The organism is Mesorhizobium sp. URHB0026 (assembly GCF_054059755.1).
On record NZ_JBSSCN010000002.1, the window covers coordinates 172,432 to 188,150 of the forward strand.

The window sequence follows — 15,719 nt, forward strand, 5'->3', positions numbered from 1 at the left end:
TTGCTCGCGTTAATTGCGGTCGACTGACTCCTGGCTCATTCGCCGCCTCGCCGGCTGGCTCCGGTCAGCCGGCCTGGTCCGTCTGCGTCATAGCTCCCCGGCGGACGATCCAATCCACCAAACCGGCTTCGGTCTGCTCGCAGGCCACGAATTCGCGCACCAGACTTCGCGCCAGGTCGCGCCATTGACACTCGGGCACGTTCATCTCCGCGATCAGATCTCGGCATGCAGCGCGTATGATGTCGGCATCGAAGGCTGACACGGCGACAGGACCGCGGTCTGTATTCTTTGCTCGAGGAGTGTCGCCGCCCTGACGTTCGCGAAAGCGCCTCAGCACCTCGTGCGATGCGGCGATCGCCTGTCGAGTTTGACTCATAGCTTCGTAAAATCCAACTTCGCGGACCGGTGAGCGGTGCCGCGATAGAGTGAAGTGCTCCATAACCGCATGCGCCGTATCCGTACGCGTTGCAACCATCGCCGCCTCCCTGCATTAGCACCCAAGCTTGCAACTTCTGCCGCCCTTCGGGCGGCCGCCTGTTCGCTGCTATGATTGCGTGGGTAAAGCCGGTGAAGCATCGCTACAATTACAAATGTAAGTGTGGCATCCAATAACTGATATGCCCGCTGGCTACGGCGGCAACGAGTTCGTCCTTCAGACGGTCGAAGTCTTGCTCGGCGAAGGGCTCTCCGCGTTGCCGGAACGAGGAAGCAGGATCCGGACAAAATGCATGCGGCCGCCTCCAAGATTTCTAAACGGCAGCGACAGGCACGATGTTCCATGCAAGGCGCACCGCTCGGGCAAATCTCGCCGCCTGCCGCCGTTCAGGGGCGCTATTGGCGAGAACCCGCCAATTTCTGCCAGTCGAAGACAACGCCCACTCCAGGCTCGTCGGGTGCTATCGCCAAACCATCCTGAAGCCTAAGCGGCTCGGTGGTGTAATGGTCAATATCGAAACTATGCGCCTCCACCCAGCCGGCATTTGTCTGACCTGCAACGAGGCTGACATGAAGTTCCTGCATCCCGTGACTGCAGACCGGAATGCCAGCCTTGCGTGAGAGCGCTGCCACGCGCAGCCAGCCCGTGACGCCGCCGCAGTTGGAGGCGTCGGGTTGGATGTAGGCGAGATTCGACCAAGCGAAGGCATGCTCGAACTCCTCGATGACGTGCAGGTTTTCTCCCATTGCCAGGGGCATTCCAGTCGCCTTGGCAATGCTGGCGTAACCCTCATAGTCGTCGGGTATGATGGGCTCCTCGAACCACAGCAGATCGTAGGCGGCGAATGCTCTCGCTGCCTCGATCGCTCGCGGGACGTCGAGCGCGTAGTTAGCGTCAACCATAAAGGTGACATGAGGTCCTATGCGCTCGCGAACTGCCTTCACCCGGGCCACATCCTCGGCAAGGTCGTCCTTGCCGACCTTGATCTTCACCCCGGTGAAGCCGGCATTGAGATAGGAATCGATGCTGGCCAAAAGCTGATCGAGGGTAAAGTTTAGGTCGATGCCGCCGCGATAGGCCTTGGCGCTCTTCCCGGCCCCGCCCGCCATCTGCCAAAGCGGCAGGCCGCTACGCCGGCCCTTGAGGTCCCATAATGCGATGTCGATCGCCGATGTCGCGAAAGAAGCGATGCCGCCGCGCCCGACATAGTGGATGTGCCAGAGCATGCCGTCGTAGATCGTGTCGATCTGCGTCGCGTCTAGTGCCTTGAGGAACGGCGCGAGGTCGTGATCGATCATTGCCTTGATGGCATAGCCGCCCCTGCCGCCGGTGTAGGTGTAGCCTGTGCCCTCGGAGCCGTCGGCAAGCCTCAGCGTGACGGTGACCAGCTCGAAATGCGTGTGCGCGCCGTGCTTGGCATCGGTCATCACCTCACGCAGTGGGACCCGGAACAGCCGGGTCTCGACTTCCTTGATTTCGGTGCGGCTCATGCTGCGCTCCATTCAGGTTTTTTCATCGGACCATAATTGCACCGGCAGCGCTGACTAGCAACAATTGTGGCTGATCTTTCAGCGGTTCTGAAGCCAATCAGTTCATTTTTTGGTCCTACAAAAGCATCAAACCGCTTGTGCTTTGGTCCGATTTACCTTCTAATAACAGGACCATCTGGGAGGAAAAAGGCTTGCTGGATACGGAAGAGCGTCCTGAGATGCCCGCGGCTATTCTCGCCGCCCGCGCGGCCGACGCGATGGTGGCCGGCATAGAGGCCGACATCACGTCCGGAAGGCTTGGCGACGGCAGCTACCTGCCGGCCGAGCGCGAACTGATGATCGAGTATGGTGTCGGCCGTGGCGTTGTGCGTGAGGCGATTGCGCGCCTGGCCAGCCGCGGCCTGGTGGAAGCGCGTCCGCGGTTCCGGCCCGTGGCGCGCCGGCCTGGCCTGGATGCCGCGCTCGGCGCCCTCGACGGCATTGTAGGACATCTGCTGAGCGACCAGGCGGGCGTGAAGAACCTCTACGACATGCGCGTCTTCCTCGAGGCGTCGCTGGCGCGCAACGCCGCCATCCATGCCCGCAAGGATGACATCGCAGCCCTGAGGGCGGCGCTGGCGATGAACGAGGCTGCGATCCCGGATTCCGAGAAATTCTATGCGACGGACGTGGCGTTCCACGCAGCGCTCTATGACATCGCGCGCAACCCGGTGCTGCCTGTCGTGCACAAGGCATTTACCGCCTGGCTGTCGCCGCATTGGATGCGCATGCCACGGTCGCCCGAGCGCAACCGCGTGAATTTCCTCAGCCATCGTGAAATCTGCACGGCCATCATTGAGCGAGATCCTGACGGCGCCGAGCGGGCGCTGCTCAACCACCTCTCGGCGGCCTGGGAGTATGTCCGCGGAACATTCGAAAGCCGTGAGGCGCCGGAAGCATGACGCAGTCGTACGACCATATCGTGGTGGGCGGCGGAGCCGCCGGCTGCGTCGCGGCGGCAAGGCTTGTCAAAGCGGGACGGCGAACCCTGCTGCTGGAGGCCGGCCATTCCCATCATCACCCCCTGCTCGACATGCCGCCCGGCATCTTCAAGATGATCAACGGCTCGAAATTCATGCGCTATCACCGCACCGAGCCGCAAGCCCATCTCGACGGCCGCGTCCATGAAATCTCGCAAGGCAACGTGCTGGGCGGTGGCACCTCGGTGAACGCCCAGGTCTACATGCGAGGCCGCTCGGCCGATTATGAGGAGTGGGACGAGCTGCTGCGCGGCAACAATGCCGGCGTACGCTGGAACTGGCAGGCGGTGCTGCCGCATTTCACCGGCATGGAGGGAAACAACCGTCTCGGCGGCGAACTGCATGGTAGCGAAGGTCCGCTGCTGGTCTCGGATCCAGGCCACATCGATGAAGTTTCCCGTTGGTTCGTCCAGGCGGTCCAAGGCCTTGGATTGCCGTACAACCATGACTTCAACGGACCGTCGCAGCGCGGGGTCGGCTTCTACCAGTTCATGAACCGGCGAGGAAAGCGAAGCAGCGCCGCCTACGCCTTCATCGAGCCGCTGACTAATGATCCTAAGCTGACGCTGAAACTCAATTGCACAGTCAGCCGGCTGCTGATCGAAAACGGTCGGGTCACCGGCGTCGTCTACTCGGATGCGTCCGGCGCCGAGCATGCCGTCCATGCGGATGCCGACGTGATTGTCTCGTCCGGTGCCCTCGTCTCGCCGAAATTGCTCATGCTGTCCGGCATCGGCCCCGCCGAGGCGCTTGCTGGGCACGGCATTTCCTGCGTCGCCGACCTGCCCGGGGTCGGCGAAAACCTGATCGACCATCCGGAGGTGCCGATCATCGCCACCGCAAACGGCCCATACGGCTACTTCAGGCAGGGCCAGGGCTGGCGGATGATCAGGAACGGCCTGCATTTCAAGCTCTTCGGCACCGGCACGATCCTGTCAGCGGGGGTCGAGGCCGGAGCCTTCGTCAATCCGGCCGATCCCGAGGGCGAACCGACGATCCAGGCCTTCTGCGTGCCGCACGTCTATCTGGACCGCGATATCCTGACCTTGGTCGAGAACACCTATGGGCTTACCGTGACGACAGTGGTGGTGAAACCAAAGTCGCGCGGTTTCGTGAGGCTGCGTTCGGCGGATCCGAAGGACATGCCGATCGTTTCGCCGAACCTTCTTAAACACCCCGACGACATGAGGGAAATGATCTCCGGCCAGCGTTATTTCCTGCAGGCTTTTCAGACCAAGCCGCTCGCCGATCGAGTCAAGGCCATTGCCGTGCCAAGCCAGGATGATCTCAGCGACGAGGCGATGGCAAAGCATTGCAAGCGCTTTGTGAAGACCAACTACCATCCGGCCGGGACATGCCGGATGGGCTCAGACAGCGACCGGATGGCGGTGCTGGACGCGGCGCTGCGCGTGCGCGGAATAGACAATCTGCGGGTTGCCGACATGTCGGCCTGCCCCAACATCAATGCCGGCAATACAGCGGCGCCAGCCATGATGCTGGGCGACCGCTGCGCCGATTTCATTTTGGAGGCGGCATAGAGCCTGATCCAGCTTGCCAACGGCGTCATCGCCGAAGCCTTCAGGGCCGATATCGTGAGGAAATCACACAGTCGCAGAAAGCGACAATAAAGGAGGAAAGAGCATGATCATAACCCGTCGAAAACTACTGGTTGGCTCCGCCGTCGGCGCGCTCGCGCTGACGCTCGGCTCACGCGCCTTCGCGGCGCTCCCGCCGCTCGCCAAGAAGGACAAGTACAAGGTCGGTTTCGCCCAGACGGAAAGCAACAATCCGTGGCGCCTTGCCGAGACCAAGAGCATGCATGACGAAGCCGCCAAGCTCGGCAATCAGCTGGTCTACACGGATGCCGCCGGTTCGTCGGCCAAGCAGGCCTCCGACGTGAACTCGATGATCGCGCAGGGCGTCGACGCAATCTTCCTGCCGCCCCGCGAAGACAAGCCCCTGGTGCCGGTCATTCTTGCCGCGCGCGATGCCGGCATACCGGTGTTTCTGGTCGACCGCGACGTTGATCACACCATGGCCAAGCCGGGCGAGGATTATGTCTGCTTCATCGGTTCGGATTTCATCCAGGAGGCGACCCGCGTCGGCGAATGGCTGGTCAAGAACGCCAATGGCAAGTCGAAGATCATCGAGCTGGAAGGCACGACCGGAGCCTCGGCCGCTACCGACCGCAAGAAAGGCTTCGACGATTTCATCGCCAAGCACTCGCAGTTCACCATCCTGGCGTCGCAGTCCGGCGACTTCGCCCGCGACAAGGGCCGGCAGGTCGCCGAGACGCTGCTTCAGGCGCACCCTGATGCGGATATCATCTACGCGCATAATGATGAGATGGCGCTGGGCGCCATCGCCGCTTTGGAAGCAGCCGGCAAGACCCCGGGCAAGGATGTGCTGATCTTGTCGATCGACGGCGAGAAGGAAGGCGTCCAGGCGATCATTGACGGCAAGATCGGCGCTATCTGCGCTTGCAGCCCGCTGTTCGGGCCGAAGGCCTTCGCTACGATGGCCGACTATGCGGCCGGCAAGAAGATCCCGCCGTTCATCAAGAACGAGGATGCCTTCTTCGACGCCACGAACGCGAAGAAAGACTTCGATATTGCGTTCTGATATCCACTTTCTTTCCATCTGCCCTACCCGCTTCGGCGGGTAGGGTTTGGGAGTTTGACGATGACCGCTCAGCCGGACCAAGCCGCGCTGCTCCTGGACATGCGTGACATCCAGAAGCGTTTTGCCGGCATCCCTGCCCTGGCCGATGCCTCGCTCCAGGTTCTTCCGGGCGAGATCCACGCACTCATCGGCCAGAACGGTGCGGGCAAATCGACACTTATCAAGGTGCTCACCGGCTATTACCGCCGGGATGCGGGCCAGGTGCTGTTCGAACGGAAGCCGTTCGAGGTTGGGTCTCCGCATCAGGCCCAGGTCAGCGGCATCAGCACCATCTACCAGGAGATCAATCTCGTACCGCTGCGCTCGGTCACCGAGAACATCTGCCTTGGACGCGAGAAGCGCCGCCGCGGCCTGCTCGACTGGAGCGCGATGCATGCGGAAGCCGAGCGCCTGCTCAGCCGCTTCTCGATCGGCATCGACGTGCGCCGCCCGCTCAGCGATTTCAACACCGCCACGCAGCAGATGGTGGCGATCGCCCGCGCCATCGGCTTTTCCGCCCGCCTCGTGATCATGGATGAGCCGACCTCCTCGCTGGACGAGCGTGAAGTCTCGGTCTTGTTCAGCGTTATCCGTCAGCTCAAGGCCGACGGCGTCTCCGTTCTGTTCGTCAGCCACAAGCTCGACGAGTTGTACGAGGTCTGCGACCGGGTCACGATCATGCGTGACGGCCGCACGGTGCGAAGCGCGGCGATGAGCGACATCGGCAAGCTGGAGCTGGTCGCGGCCATGCTCGGCCGCGACGTCGCAGCCGTCGAAGGCCACGCGACCGCGTTCGGCGAGCGCGATCGGTCGAGGATCGGTGATGTGCTGTTTACCGCGCAAGGGCTGGCGGCCGGCCAGTTGGTCCGTGACGTGAGCTTCGACCTGCGCCGCGGCGAGATCGCCGGCTTTGCCGGCTTGCTCGGCGCCGGCCGCACCGAAACAGCCCGCCTCGTATTCGGCGCCGACCGCCGGAGCGCAGGCGAGATGACGATGGAGGGCGCGTCCTACCATCCCGCACGTGCCGCTGATGCCATCGCCGCAGGGATGGGCTTCTGCACTGAGGACCGCAAGGCCGAGGGCATCGTGCCGGAAATGACCGTCGCGGAGAACATAACACTGGCGCTGCTGCCGAAAATCAGCCGCAATGGCATCCTGAACGAGGCCCGGCAGAAGGAGATCGTCGAGCGCTTCATTCGTGAACTCGACATCAAATGCTCGGGGCCTAACCAGAAGGTCCGCGAGTTGTCGGGCGGCAACCAGCAAAAGGTGCTGCTTGCCCGCTGGCTGGCAATGAACCCGAAGCTGCTCATTCTCGATGAGCCGACGCGCGGCATCGATGTCGGGGCCAAGGCCGAGATCCAGCGCATCATCCGCAAGCTTGCCGATGACGGGCTCGGCGTGCTGATGATCTCCTCGGAACTCGAGGAAGTGATGGAAGGAGCCGACCGCATATTCGTGCTGCGCGAAGGAGTGAGGGTGGCCGAACTGGAAGGCCAGGCAGCCGACGAGGAGGACGTGCTCGCGGCGATGGCGCATGGCGGCGCGGCGAAGGAGGCAGCGTGAGCGATCTGGCTACACCATCCGCAGCCAACGACGCTGGAAACCGCCGCTTTGATGTGTTCGGTTTCCTGGCGCGCTACGGCACGGTGATCGCGCTTGTGCTGCTGGTGGTCTTCAACCTTGCCTATACGCGCAATTTCGCGACGCTGCAGACACTCAACGTCAACCTAACCCAGGTCTGCACGATTGTGATCGTCGCGGTGGGGATGACCCTGGTGATCGCCACCGGCGGCATCGACCTGTCGGTTGGTTCGCTGATGGCGATCTCCGGCGCATTGGCGCCGATGATCTTCATGGGCACGATCTTCCCGGTCGGAAACATCTATCTGGCGGTAGCCGTCGCGATGATTGCCTCGATCCTCGTCGCCGGCCTGTTCGGGCTGTTCAACGGCTGGTTGGTCTCGCGTTTCCGCATCCAACCGATCGTCGCAACGCTCGTGCTGTTCATCGCCGGGCGCGGGATCGCGCAGGTCATAACCAACGGCAATCTGCAGACCTTCCGCGTGCCGCAATTCCAGTGGATCGGACTTGCCCGCCCGCTCGGCATTCCCGCGCAGGTCATCATCATGGCCGTGCTGGTTGCGGCGGCCGCTTGGGCCCTTCACCGCACGGTGTTCGGGCGAAGCATCCTGGCGGTCGGCGGCAATGAAAAGGCCTCTGAACTCGCCGGCATCGCCGTATCGAGGATCAAGCTCGCTGTCTATGCGATCAGCGGCCTGTGCGCGGGGCTAGCCGGTCTCGTCGTCATTGCGATCAACTCCTCCAGCGACGCCAATCTCGTGGGGCTGGGCATGGAACTCGACGCCATCGCGGCGGTCGCGGTGGGCGGCACGCTGTTGAGTGGCGGAAAGGCCACAATCATCGGCACCCTGCTGGGCGCACTGACCATCCAGTTGGTGCGCTACACGCTGCTCGCGAATGGCGTGCCCGACGCCGCTGCGCTCGTCGTCAAGGCCGGCATCATCGCATTCGCCGTCTGGCTGCAGCAGCAACACCGGGTGTAATCCATGAACAGCGCCAGACTGGTTCGCATCATCGGCACTTACGGTGTCGTCATCGCGCTTGCAGCCCTCGTCCTGTTCGGATTCCTGCGCTACGACCGCTTCCTCGGCCTCTTCAACGTGATGAGCGTTCTGCGCTACAACTCGATGTTCGCGCTCGTCGCGCTCGGCATGTGCTTCGTGATCATGACCGGCGGCATAGACCTGTCCGTCGGCTCCGTCGCCGCCTTGGGCAGCGTCGCGTCGGCCCTGGCCAGCCCGCACGGCATCGTGGCAGGCCTTGCAGCGGGCGTTGGCGCCGGCCTGGCAGCCGGGCTGATCAACGCGCTCCTGGTTACGCGCGGCAACCTGATGCCATTCATCGCCACGCTTGCCACCATGCTGGCCGCAAGCGGCTCGGCGCTGCTTCTGGCCGGCAACCAGACCGTTTCGGTGTCTTACGATTCGGGTTTCACCGCCATCGGCCAAGGGAATTTCTGGATTTTCCCGATTCCGGCAGTCATCGCCCTGGTTGCCTATGTCGTCGGCTCAGTGGTCCTGAACTACACCAGCACGGGAAGGACGGTGCTGGCCATCGGCGGCGGCGAGGATGCCTCGCGGCTGATGGGGCTGCGCACGGACCGCGTCAAATTTCTCGTCTATGTGGCAAGCGGGTGCCTGGCCGGGCTCGCCGGCGTCGTTCTCGCTTCTCAGTTCGGCGCAGGCCAGCCGATCGAGGGCGTCGGCTGGGAGCTGTTTGCCATCGCAGCCGTGGTCGCGGGCGGGACGCTGCTGACCGGCGGCTCGGGCTCGGTGTTAACGACGCTGGCCGGCGTGCTGTTGCTCGGCATCCTTTTCAACGTCCTGAACTTCGAAAACGGCATGGGTTGGATTTCGCTGTCAGCCTACTGGCAGTCAGTGATCCGCGGGCTATTTTTGCTCGTCGTCGTCCTTCTCCAGGCAAGGCTTACGGCAAGGCGCGAAACTGCGTGAGGTGGCGAACGCCTTCGAGCACGATGAGCTCAAAAGAGTTCTGGCGCTGCAGAATGAGTGCGCGTTGCGCGCCCGGCCCGATGAGCGCATCCCGAAGACTTTCTGCGGCGATGCTCCCCTATTGCACATGGCGTCCGGCGCCTTTGGAGCGGGATCCGGAAGCTGATCGTGGTGCAGTCACATGGCCGTCCTGGAGACGGTCATTTCCCGGCGACCGCCACGAACACGGACTGCCCCTGCCTTTCCAGCCGAAACAGGATGGGCTTGCTCTGCCGGCGAGAGTTCGCCCACTCCTCGACGATATCCGAAGGCTCCGTCACGCGGCGATTGTTGGCCGATATGATGACATCGCCGGGCTGCAATCCGCTCCGGGCGGCAAGGCCATCGGGAACCACTTCCACGACGAAGACGCCGGTTGTTCCTGATTTGATGCCTAGCTGCTGACGCGCCTGATCCGGAATCGGGCTGAGGGATAGGCCGAGGCCTTCGGCCGCCGACTTCTTGTCGGGAACAGCGCCGGTCTTCACCTCCGCATCCTTGCGCTCACCGATGACAAGCGCGATCTCCTGGTCCTTGCCGCCGTTACTCCGTGTCAGAGTGGCCTTGCTGCCAGGCTTCTGGCTAGCCGTCGCAAGCGTGAGGTCATGGACACCCTCAATGACCTTGCCGTTGAACCGGGTGATCACGTCACCCGGCTTCAAGCCGGCTTTCTCCGCCGGGCTGCCGGGCTCAACCGAAGCAACCAGCGCGCCCTTGTCATCCTTCATCCCGAGGGCCTCAGCCAGCGACGGCGTGATGTCCTGCAGGCGGACTCCGATGAAGCCGCGCACGATCCGGCCAGTTCGGATCAACTGGTCGGCGATGCTCTGGGCGGTGCGCGATGGCACCGCAAACCCGATTCCGATGCTGCCGCCCGACGGCGAGACGATGGCGGTGTTGACGCCGATCACCTCGCCACGTGCGTTGAACAGCGGACCGCCCGAGTTGCCTCGATTGATCGACGCGTCCGTCTGGAGAAAATCGTCGTACGGCCCGGCTTGAATGTCTCGCGAGCGGGCCGAAAGAACGCCGACAGTGACTGTCCCTCCGAGCCCGAACGGGCTGCCGATCGCGATTGTCCATGCGCCCGGCTGCATTGCATCCGAGTCACCCCATTTGGTCGTGGTCATGTTGGGCCGCGGGTCCACCTTCAGCACCGCTATATCAGTGGCGGGGTCACGGCCGACCAATTTCGCCGGCGCCGTTTCCTTGTCGGAAAATACGACATGGATCTCTGTCGCGTCGGCAACGACATGGTTATTGGTGACGATGTAGCCGTCGGCACTGATCACAAATCCGGAGCCAAGCGCCTCCCTCACCTGCCGCTGAACGGGTCCGAGGCCCTGGCCGTCGAACGGGCTTGAATAATCGCCTGCCGTCGTCTGGTCCTGGACAACCTCCCGGGTCGTGATCGCGACGACGGCCGGCAATTTCTGCTGGATTATCGCTGTGAAGTCCGTCGGGGTATCCTGGGCCAGGACAGGCGCCACGCCAAAGGCCGAGAGCATCAGCGCAATCGCGATCAAGCGCGTTGCAAATCGTCTTTGCACATCGTGAGACATTGCTGGACCTCCTGCCGGGCAGCCCCGCCCGCTCGGCCCCGCCGCGCGGAGCCGGTGCTCCGGACGCTAGAACTGCCAACAGAGCTGTTTGTTTCAGCCCCCCGGGAAAATGGCACGGCCAGGAAAAACAGCCCGACCGCGGGGGTCCGCAAGGCAGCAGCCGGGAACCATTGAGACCGCCGAGTTCAACCGTCTCATAGGACTGGTCCCGGATATGAAGAAATCAGCAACAGCGAAGGCGTCAGCTCCGGCAAACGTCCGATGTGCCCATGGAGGCCAACATGCCGGCTAAGCTGCCTGGACGAAGTGGACCGGATCTCAATGAGTAGCGCTCAACCCCCGTCGTCCTCGCTGGCAACCCCGCCGCCGGACTTGGAGGCGGCTGCATACGGGGCGGCCGCGAACCCGTCGAGCGAGATCATGTTGATGACTCAGCGCGCCCACGTCCATGGCCTGAGTTGTCACATTCAGCAGATGAGACATGATCCGCGAGATTTCACTGTAGAGAACCCTGATCAACTGCCAGCGCCGCGGTACAGCCAAGCCCGTCAGTTTTTCGATCGCGAGGCACCAGGCGTGCTCCTGAGTCATCGGTGCCACGTAGTCGAGGCGGTCGAAGTAAGGCAGGGCCTGAAGGTAGGTTTTGGTTTCGATCAGTTTTTCCGTGCCGCGATGCAGCAGCCCGACGTGAGGGTCCACCCGTTCGACGACCTCTCCATCCAGTTCAAGAACCAAGCGAAGCACGCCGTGTGCGGCAGGGTGTTGGGGCCGAAATTGATATTGAAATTTCGGACGGTGTTGTCTGCCATGCAGGCGCTCCTCGGGAGCCCGCCTAACTTCTCGCCTAAGCCGTTGTTCCACTAGGGCGGAGTGCATTTCGCGACGGATGATCCAGGCGTTGCATCATCACCCACCGCTTCCACCAAACGCCCAAGGAAGTCCACTAGACCGGCTTCAAGATCATCGCCTGCGCCAACGAGCACTGAAATGCCCCACCGCCCAAGCACGGCCTCCTCCACGGGGTTGCGGCTGGCCATGAAGATGAACGAAGGGGGACGATCCTTCTCGTATCCAGAGCGATGCCAGGTCTGCCAAAGCCGGTGCAACAGCAGTCGAATGTTTGGATCCGAAAGGCTGTAGCCAACGAACAGGATCGTGCTGCCGAGCGCATCCGACCGAAAGCGCACGTCGAGGGGAGAGTTGAACGAGAGGCGATCGAGATAGTCCGTTTCGGTGAGGACAAGAGACGAGTCCTCGTCGAAGTCACCGTGAAACTTCACAATGTGCGTAACGCCTCGACGGGCGTGGGCAACATCACGTGCGTTGGCCACTTTCACGTACTCTTGACCGTAAATCTCAAAAGCGAGTTCCAGGTTTCTGTCATAGTTCGTCGTATAGATGACGGGAAAATCGAGCGTCACGATGAGACGGTGCAACTCCGATTTCTCGATCCGTTCCTTGGCGACAGACCAGTTTCTGTCCATCCAACTGCGAAGTGGTCCGATGCTGCCATGCTTGATCCGATAGTATTCGGCCAAGGTCTGAAAACGATCGCGCCGCATGGAAAATTCATCGTCGACGCCGAGCTCCTTTGCCATTCGTTCTATGAGCTTCTCCCAAGACGGAAGTCCAACGCTGATCGATAGCCCCGCCCCCACAAACAAGATTGCGCTGCGATGACGAATTGCGTTGGCGAGCGAATCTATAGGATCATCGTTCATGGCTAAGTCCTTCGAAACCGTTCGCGCACGTCGACCTGAGCGCATGGAGAGTGCCCGGCCCGAGCGATGGAAGCGGCTCCACAATTCGAGTCAGCATGGCGCGTACCGCCAACAGGGTGCTTCGCCGCTATCGCCCAAATCGGCTCCGCCATGCACCCGCCCGCCCGTAGGACTCGGCCCTTGCTCTCCTGCCGAGCCACTTGCCGCCAAAACTGAAGTGGCGGTCGCCGACACTGGCTGTGAGAGGCAATCGGCGCTGTTACGGCTTTCTGGTCGTGTTGTTCCAGTTCTGCGCCAGCGAAATTGCGCCTGATTCTATCGAGCTTCGCATTCACCAACAGGTTGCGCCGCTTCGCGCCGATAAAGATGGAGAAGCAGTAGATGATCGTAAGAACAGAGATGATTGTCATTCCGGCCTAAACACCAGTGGCCGAAGATGTTCCATGTGGCTGGGAAAATTCCAACGAGCCGGTGCTTTTAACTGCCGGAACTGTTGGCCGATGGCGGATCGCTTGGCGTCCAGGCGGCCTTCGCATCGTCAAAGACAGCTGCAGGTGCTGATGAGCTCTATTACGCCCACGGCGTAAAGCGTGACCAGCAGCGCAACCGTGATCAGGAAGCCTGGATGCGCGAAAACGGCAAGATCCTTCTTCAGCTGTTCCATGCCTGCAAACGGCGAACAGGCCAGACAGTTCCGATTCTCTCCGCCCGCCCGCCCAACATCCCTTTTGTTTCCGTGGAACTTGCAACAAGAGAGCGGATCGTGCGTTGCTCGCAGTGAGGAGCAGTGAAGATGGCAGATGATAAAGCGAGCGCGACTTTCTCGACAGGAGCCGGAATTTGTCGGACGACAGCGTCGAAGACTTCGCCCGGCAAACCGGCGTCACAGCGGAACAGGTTCGCGAGCTGATCAAGGCGACCGGAAGAGATCGCGCCGCCTTGGTGGCGGCTGCAGCGCAGTTGCGGGCGCTATCAAATGGGGGGCCGCTTACCCAGGACTAGAAGCGAAGTCGACGATGAAGACGGCGGTATTTGGGGGTGGCGCAACGTGCTTGCGAGCGCTCCAGAGTGGTTCCCCACTGATAAAGCAGCGTCGGTTCGCTCCAATCTTTAAGGACTGCTCGCCTTGGACAGCTCCTTACAAGGCGCCCGGTCTGGAATGGCTCCAAAATTTCTCTCGACGCACCGGAACATCGGTCCGCCCTTGCGGTTCGAAAGGCAGTCGATCCGACAAAGCATCGGCCCGCTTAGGACGTGCGCGGGGCCCCACCCTCAGATCTTGCGAACAGAGGAGCGAGCTATGCGAGCGTTGGTCTGGCACGGCAAGGAAGACGTACGCTGCGATCAGGTTTCGGATCCAGAAATTGAGGATGAACGTGACGCGATCATCAGGGTGACGAGTTGCGCCATATGTGGCTCTGACCTTCACCTCTACCACAACTATGTGCCAGCCATGCTGCCCGGCGACATCATGGGCCACGAGATGATGGGAGAGGTCGTCGAGGTCGGCAAGGGCGTCGACGGCGCTCTGAAGAAGGGAGACCGCATTGTCGTACCGTTCACCATCATCTGCGGCCAGTGCGACCAGTGCAAGCGACAGAACTTTTCGGTTTGCGAACGTACGAACCGCAACAAGAATCTCGGCGACAAGGTTTTCGGGCACCCCACGGCGGGTCTGTTCGGCTACACTCATTTGACCGGCGGCTATCCCGGGGGACAGGCGGAATACATGCGGGTGCCGTTCGCCGACGCCACGCACGTAAAGGTGCCTGACAGCCTCACCGACGAGCAGGTCCTTTTCCTCGGCGATATTCTTCCCACCGGATGGCAAGCGGCGGCACAGTGCGACATTGAGCCCACCGATACGGTTGCGGTGTGGGGCTGCGGGCCAGTCGGGCAGATGGCGATACGCAGCGCCCTGCTTCTCGGCGCCAAACAGGTGGTGGCGATCGATCGCCTGCCGGAACGGCTGTCCATGGCCGCGGCCGGCGGTGCCATCACTATCAATTTCGCCCAGGAAAGTGTCGTCGAACGGCTGCAGGAACTCACCGCCGGAAAGGGCCCAGATAAGTGCATCGATTGCGTCGGCATGGAAAGCCACGTCTCGCTGGCCCAGCCCGACACCGTCTACGATCGCGCAAAGCAGTTGATGCTGATGGAAAACGATCGACCGCATGTGTTGCGCGAGATGATTTATGTCTGCCGGCCGGCCGGAGTGATCTCGATTCCCGGTGTCTATAGTGGGCTGGTCGACAAGATTCCGATCGGACAGGCAATGAACAAGGGGCTCACCTTCCGCATGGGGCAGACCCATGTCAACCGTTGGACCGAGGGTCTGTTGCGCCTCATCGAAGATGGCCAGATCGACCCCTCCTTCGTCATCACCCATACCGTCGGGCTCGAGCAGGGACCCGAAATGTACAAGGTGTTCCGCGACAAGCAGGACAGCTGCATCAAGGTCGTATTGAAGCCGTAGGAAAACCGTCATGAACGTGGTTGCGAAGCTTACCAATGTCACCCGATCGCCTGGCGATCCTAAAGTGCTGAAAGCTGGGCCAAGTGTGGTCGGCGCCTCGGAAAAACTTGCCCGCAGGCTCGGCTGGTTCAGCATCGCGCTAGGTGTCGCGGAGCTTGTCGGCGGCGAGCGGATCGCCCGAGCGCTCGGCATGAGCGGCAAGGAAGATCTCATCCGTGCTTATGGGGCGCGGGAGATAAGCAGCGGCATACTCTCACTTTCAGTGGACAAGCAGGCCGGGCTGTGGAGCCGGGTCGCCGGCGACGGCCTGGACATTGCAACATTGCTGACAGCGTATCGGCATGACAACCCCAAGCGCGACAATGTGGGCCTTGCGCTTGCCATGTTCGCCGGCATCACATTGCTCGACATCATCGGTGCGAAGGGCGTGACCGCGCGACACTCTCGCGGCGGGACCAGGCCGCGCGACTACGGCGATCGCAGCGGCTTCCCCAGAGGCACTGCCGCAGCCCGCGACTTTGCCCGGTCGCAGCGTAGCCAGGACGCCGGCGCGGCCTGACAGAGCGTCCCTGGCGAGATGCGACCTGCGATAGGTCGCTTCTCGCTAGGCCACAACGCCTTGGGTGGTTGGTTTCGTGTCGGAAAGGGCCTGGCGTCTTGGTATGGCGCCGTTTGTGACGGGCGTGGCAGCACGAAGAAGCAGCGATACCGCCCCGGGTGGAGCGTTCCATGTCCTGCCCGGTAGGTCCTTATGCCGAGCCGCGTTCGGGCAGCTCGGT

14 protein-coding genes and 1 pseudogene are annotated in these 15,719 nt (G+C 62.0%); 10 read left to right on the forward strand and 5 right to left on the reverse strand.

Features of this window, described 5'->3' with window-relative positions; all coding sequences use genetic code 11:
• Window positions 1-64: 64 nt before the first annotated feature.
• Together ACVWWD_RS29460 and ACVWWD_RS29465 are read right to left on the reverse strand one after the other, a co-directional pair.
• Window positions 65-475, reverse strand: coding sequence for a hypothetical protein (locus ACVWWD_RS29460; RefSeq protein WP_457103671.1), 411 nt, complete (start codon window positions 473-475; stop codon window positions 65-67).
• A 356-nt stretch (window positions 476-831) separates the two neighbouring features.
• Complete coding sequence (locus ACVWWD_RS29465; protein WP_031248752.1) at window positions 832-1,926, reverse strand: mandelate racemase/muconate lactonizing enzyme family protein; 1,095 nt, start codon at window positions 1,924-1,926, stop codon at window positions 832-834.
• A gap of 191 nt (window positions 1,927-2,117) precedes the next feature.
• Between ACVWWD_RS29465 and ACVWWD_RS29470 the strand changes: the two genes are divergently transcribed.
• The 6 genes from ACVWWD_RS29470 (at window position 2,118) to ACVWWD_RS29495 (ending at window position 9,142) form a co-directional block, all read left to right on the forward strand.
• Window positions 2,118-2,867: an FCD domain-containing protein gene (locus ACVWWD_RS29470; protein ID WP_023748427.1), complete on the forward strand. Its 750-nt coding sequence runs from the start codon at window positions 2,118-2,120 to the stop codon at window positions 2,865-2,867.
• Complete coding sequence (locus ACVWWD_RS29475) at window positions 2,864-4,483, forward strand: GMC family oxidoreductase (protein ID WP_023775456.1); 1,620 nt, start codon at window positions 2,864-2,866, stop codon at window positions 4,481-4,483. Before ACVWWD_RS29470 ends, ACVWWD_RS29475 begins: the two co-directional genes overlap by 4 nt.
• A gap of 103 nt (window positions 4,484-4,586) precedes the next feature.
• On the forward strand, window positions 4,587-5,567 hold the full coding sequence (locus ACVWWD_RS29480; RefSeq protein ID WP_457103672.1) for an ABC transporter substrate-binding protein: 981 nt from the start codon (window positions 4,587-4,589) through the stop codon (window positions 5,565-5,567).
• 60 nt (window positions 5,568-5,627) lie between these two features.
• Entirely contained in the window at window positions 5,628-7,172 is a 1,545-nt protein-coding gene (locus ACVWWD_RS29485) for a sugar ABC transporter ATP-binding protein (protein ID WP_352565458.1), read from the forward strand.
• Window positions 7,169-8,173 (forward strand): ABC transporter permease, encoded by a 1,005-nt coding sequence (locus ACVWWD_RS29490; protein ID WP_023775460.1) that lies wholly within the window; start codon window positions 7,169-7,171, stop codon window positions 8,171-8,173. The genes ACVWWD_RS29485 and ACVWWD_RS29490 overlap by 4 nt, the downstream gene beginning before the upstream one ends.
• 3 nt (window positions 8,174-8,176) lie before the next feature.
• Window positions 8,177-9,142: an ABC transporter permease gene (locus ACVWWD_RS29495; RefSeq protein ID WP_457103673.1), complete on the forward strand. Its 966-nt coding sequence runs from the start codon at window positions 8,177-8,179 to the stop codon at window positions 9,140-9,142.
• A 200-nt stretch (window positions 9,143-9,342) separates the two neighbouring features.
• Here ACVWWD_RS29495 and ACVWWD_RS29500 read toward each other — a convergent pair whose 3' ends face one another.
• The 3 genes and pseudogenes from ACVWWD_RS29500 to ACVWWD_RS29510 form a co-directional block, all read right to left on the reverse strand.
• A complete protein-coding gene (locus tag ACVWWD_RS29500; protein WP_031248753.1) occupies window positions 9,343-10,743 on the reverse strand; it encodes a Do family serine endopeptidase in 1,401 nt (466 codons plus the stop codon).
• Between the two features lie 429 nt (window positions 10,744-11,172).
• Window positions 11,173-11,552 (reverse strand): annotated as a pseudogene (locus ACVWWD_RS29505) (NADH-quinone oxidoreductase subunit D); the annotation flags it as partial.
• A gap of 51 nt (window positions 11,553-11,603) precedes the next feature.
• Window positions 11,604-12,464 (reverse strand): SIR2 family NAD-dependent protein deacylase, encoded by an 861-nt coding sequence (locus tag ACVWWD_RS29510; protein ID WP_023774655.1) that lies wholly within the window; start codon window positions 12,462-12,464, stop codon window positions 11,604-11,606.
• 493 nt (window positions 12,465-12,957) lie between these two features.
• On the opposite strand from ACVWWD_RS29510, the gene ACVWWD_RS29515 reads away from it, so the two are divergent.
• The 4 genes from ACVWWD_RS29515 to ACVWWD_RS29530 all read left to right on the forward strand — a co-directional run bounded on the left by ACVWWD_RS29515 (window position 12,958) and on the right by ACVWWD_RS29530 (window position 15,499).
• A complete protein-coding gene (locus ACVWWD_RS29515) occupies window positions 12,958-13,245 on the forward strand; it encodes a hypothetical protein (RefSeq protein ID WP_156939444.1) in 288 nt (95 codons plus the stop codon).
• A 59-nt stretch (window positions 13,246-13,304) separates the two neighbouring features.
• Window positions 13,305-13,466, forward strand: coding sequence for a hypothetical protein (locus tag ACVWWD_RS29520; protein ID WP_352565453.1), 162 nt, complete (start codon window positions 13,305-13,307; stop codon window positions 13,464-13,466).
• Window positions 13,467-13,764: 298 nt separating this feature from the next.
• A complete protein-coding gene (locus tag ACVWWD_RS29525) occupies window positions 13,765-14,940 on the forward strand; it encodes a zinc-dependent alcohol dehydrogenase (RefSeq protein ID WP_023774659.1) in 1,176 nt (391 codons plus the stop codon).
• Between the two features lie 10 nt (window positions 14,941-14,950).
• A complete protein-coding gene (locus tag ACVWWD_RS29530; protein ID WP_023774660.1) occupies window positions 14,951-15,499 on the forward strand; it encodes a hypothetical protein in 549 nt (182 codons plus the stop codon).
• Window positions 15,500-15,719 lie beyond the last annotated feature (220 nt).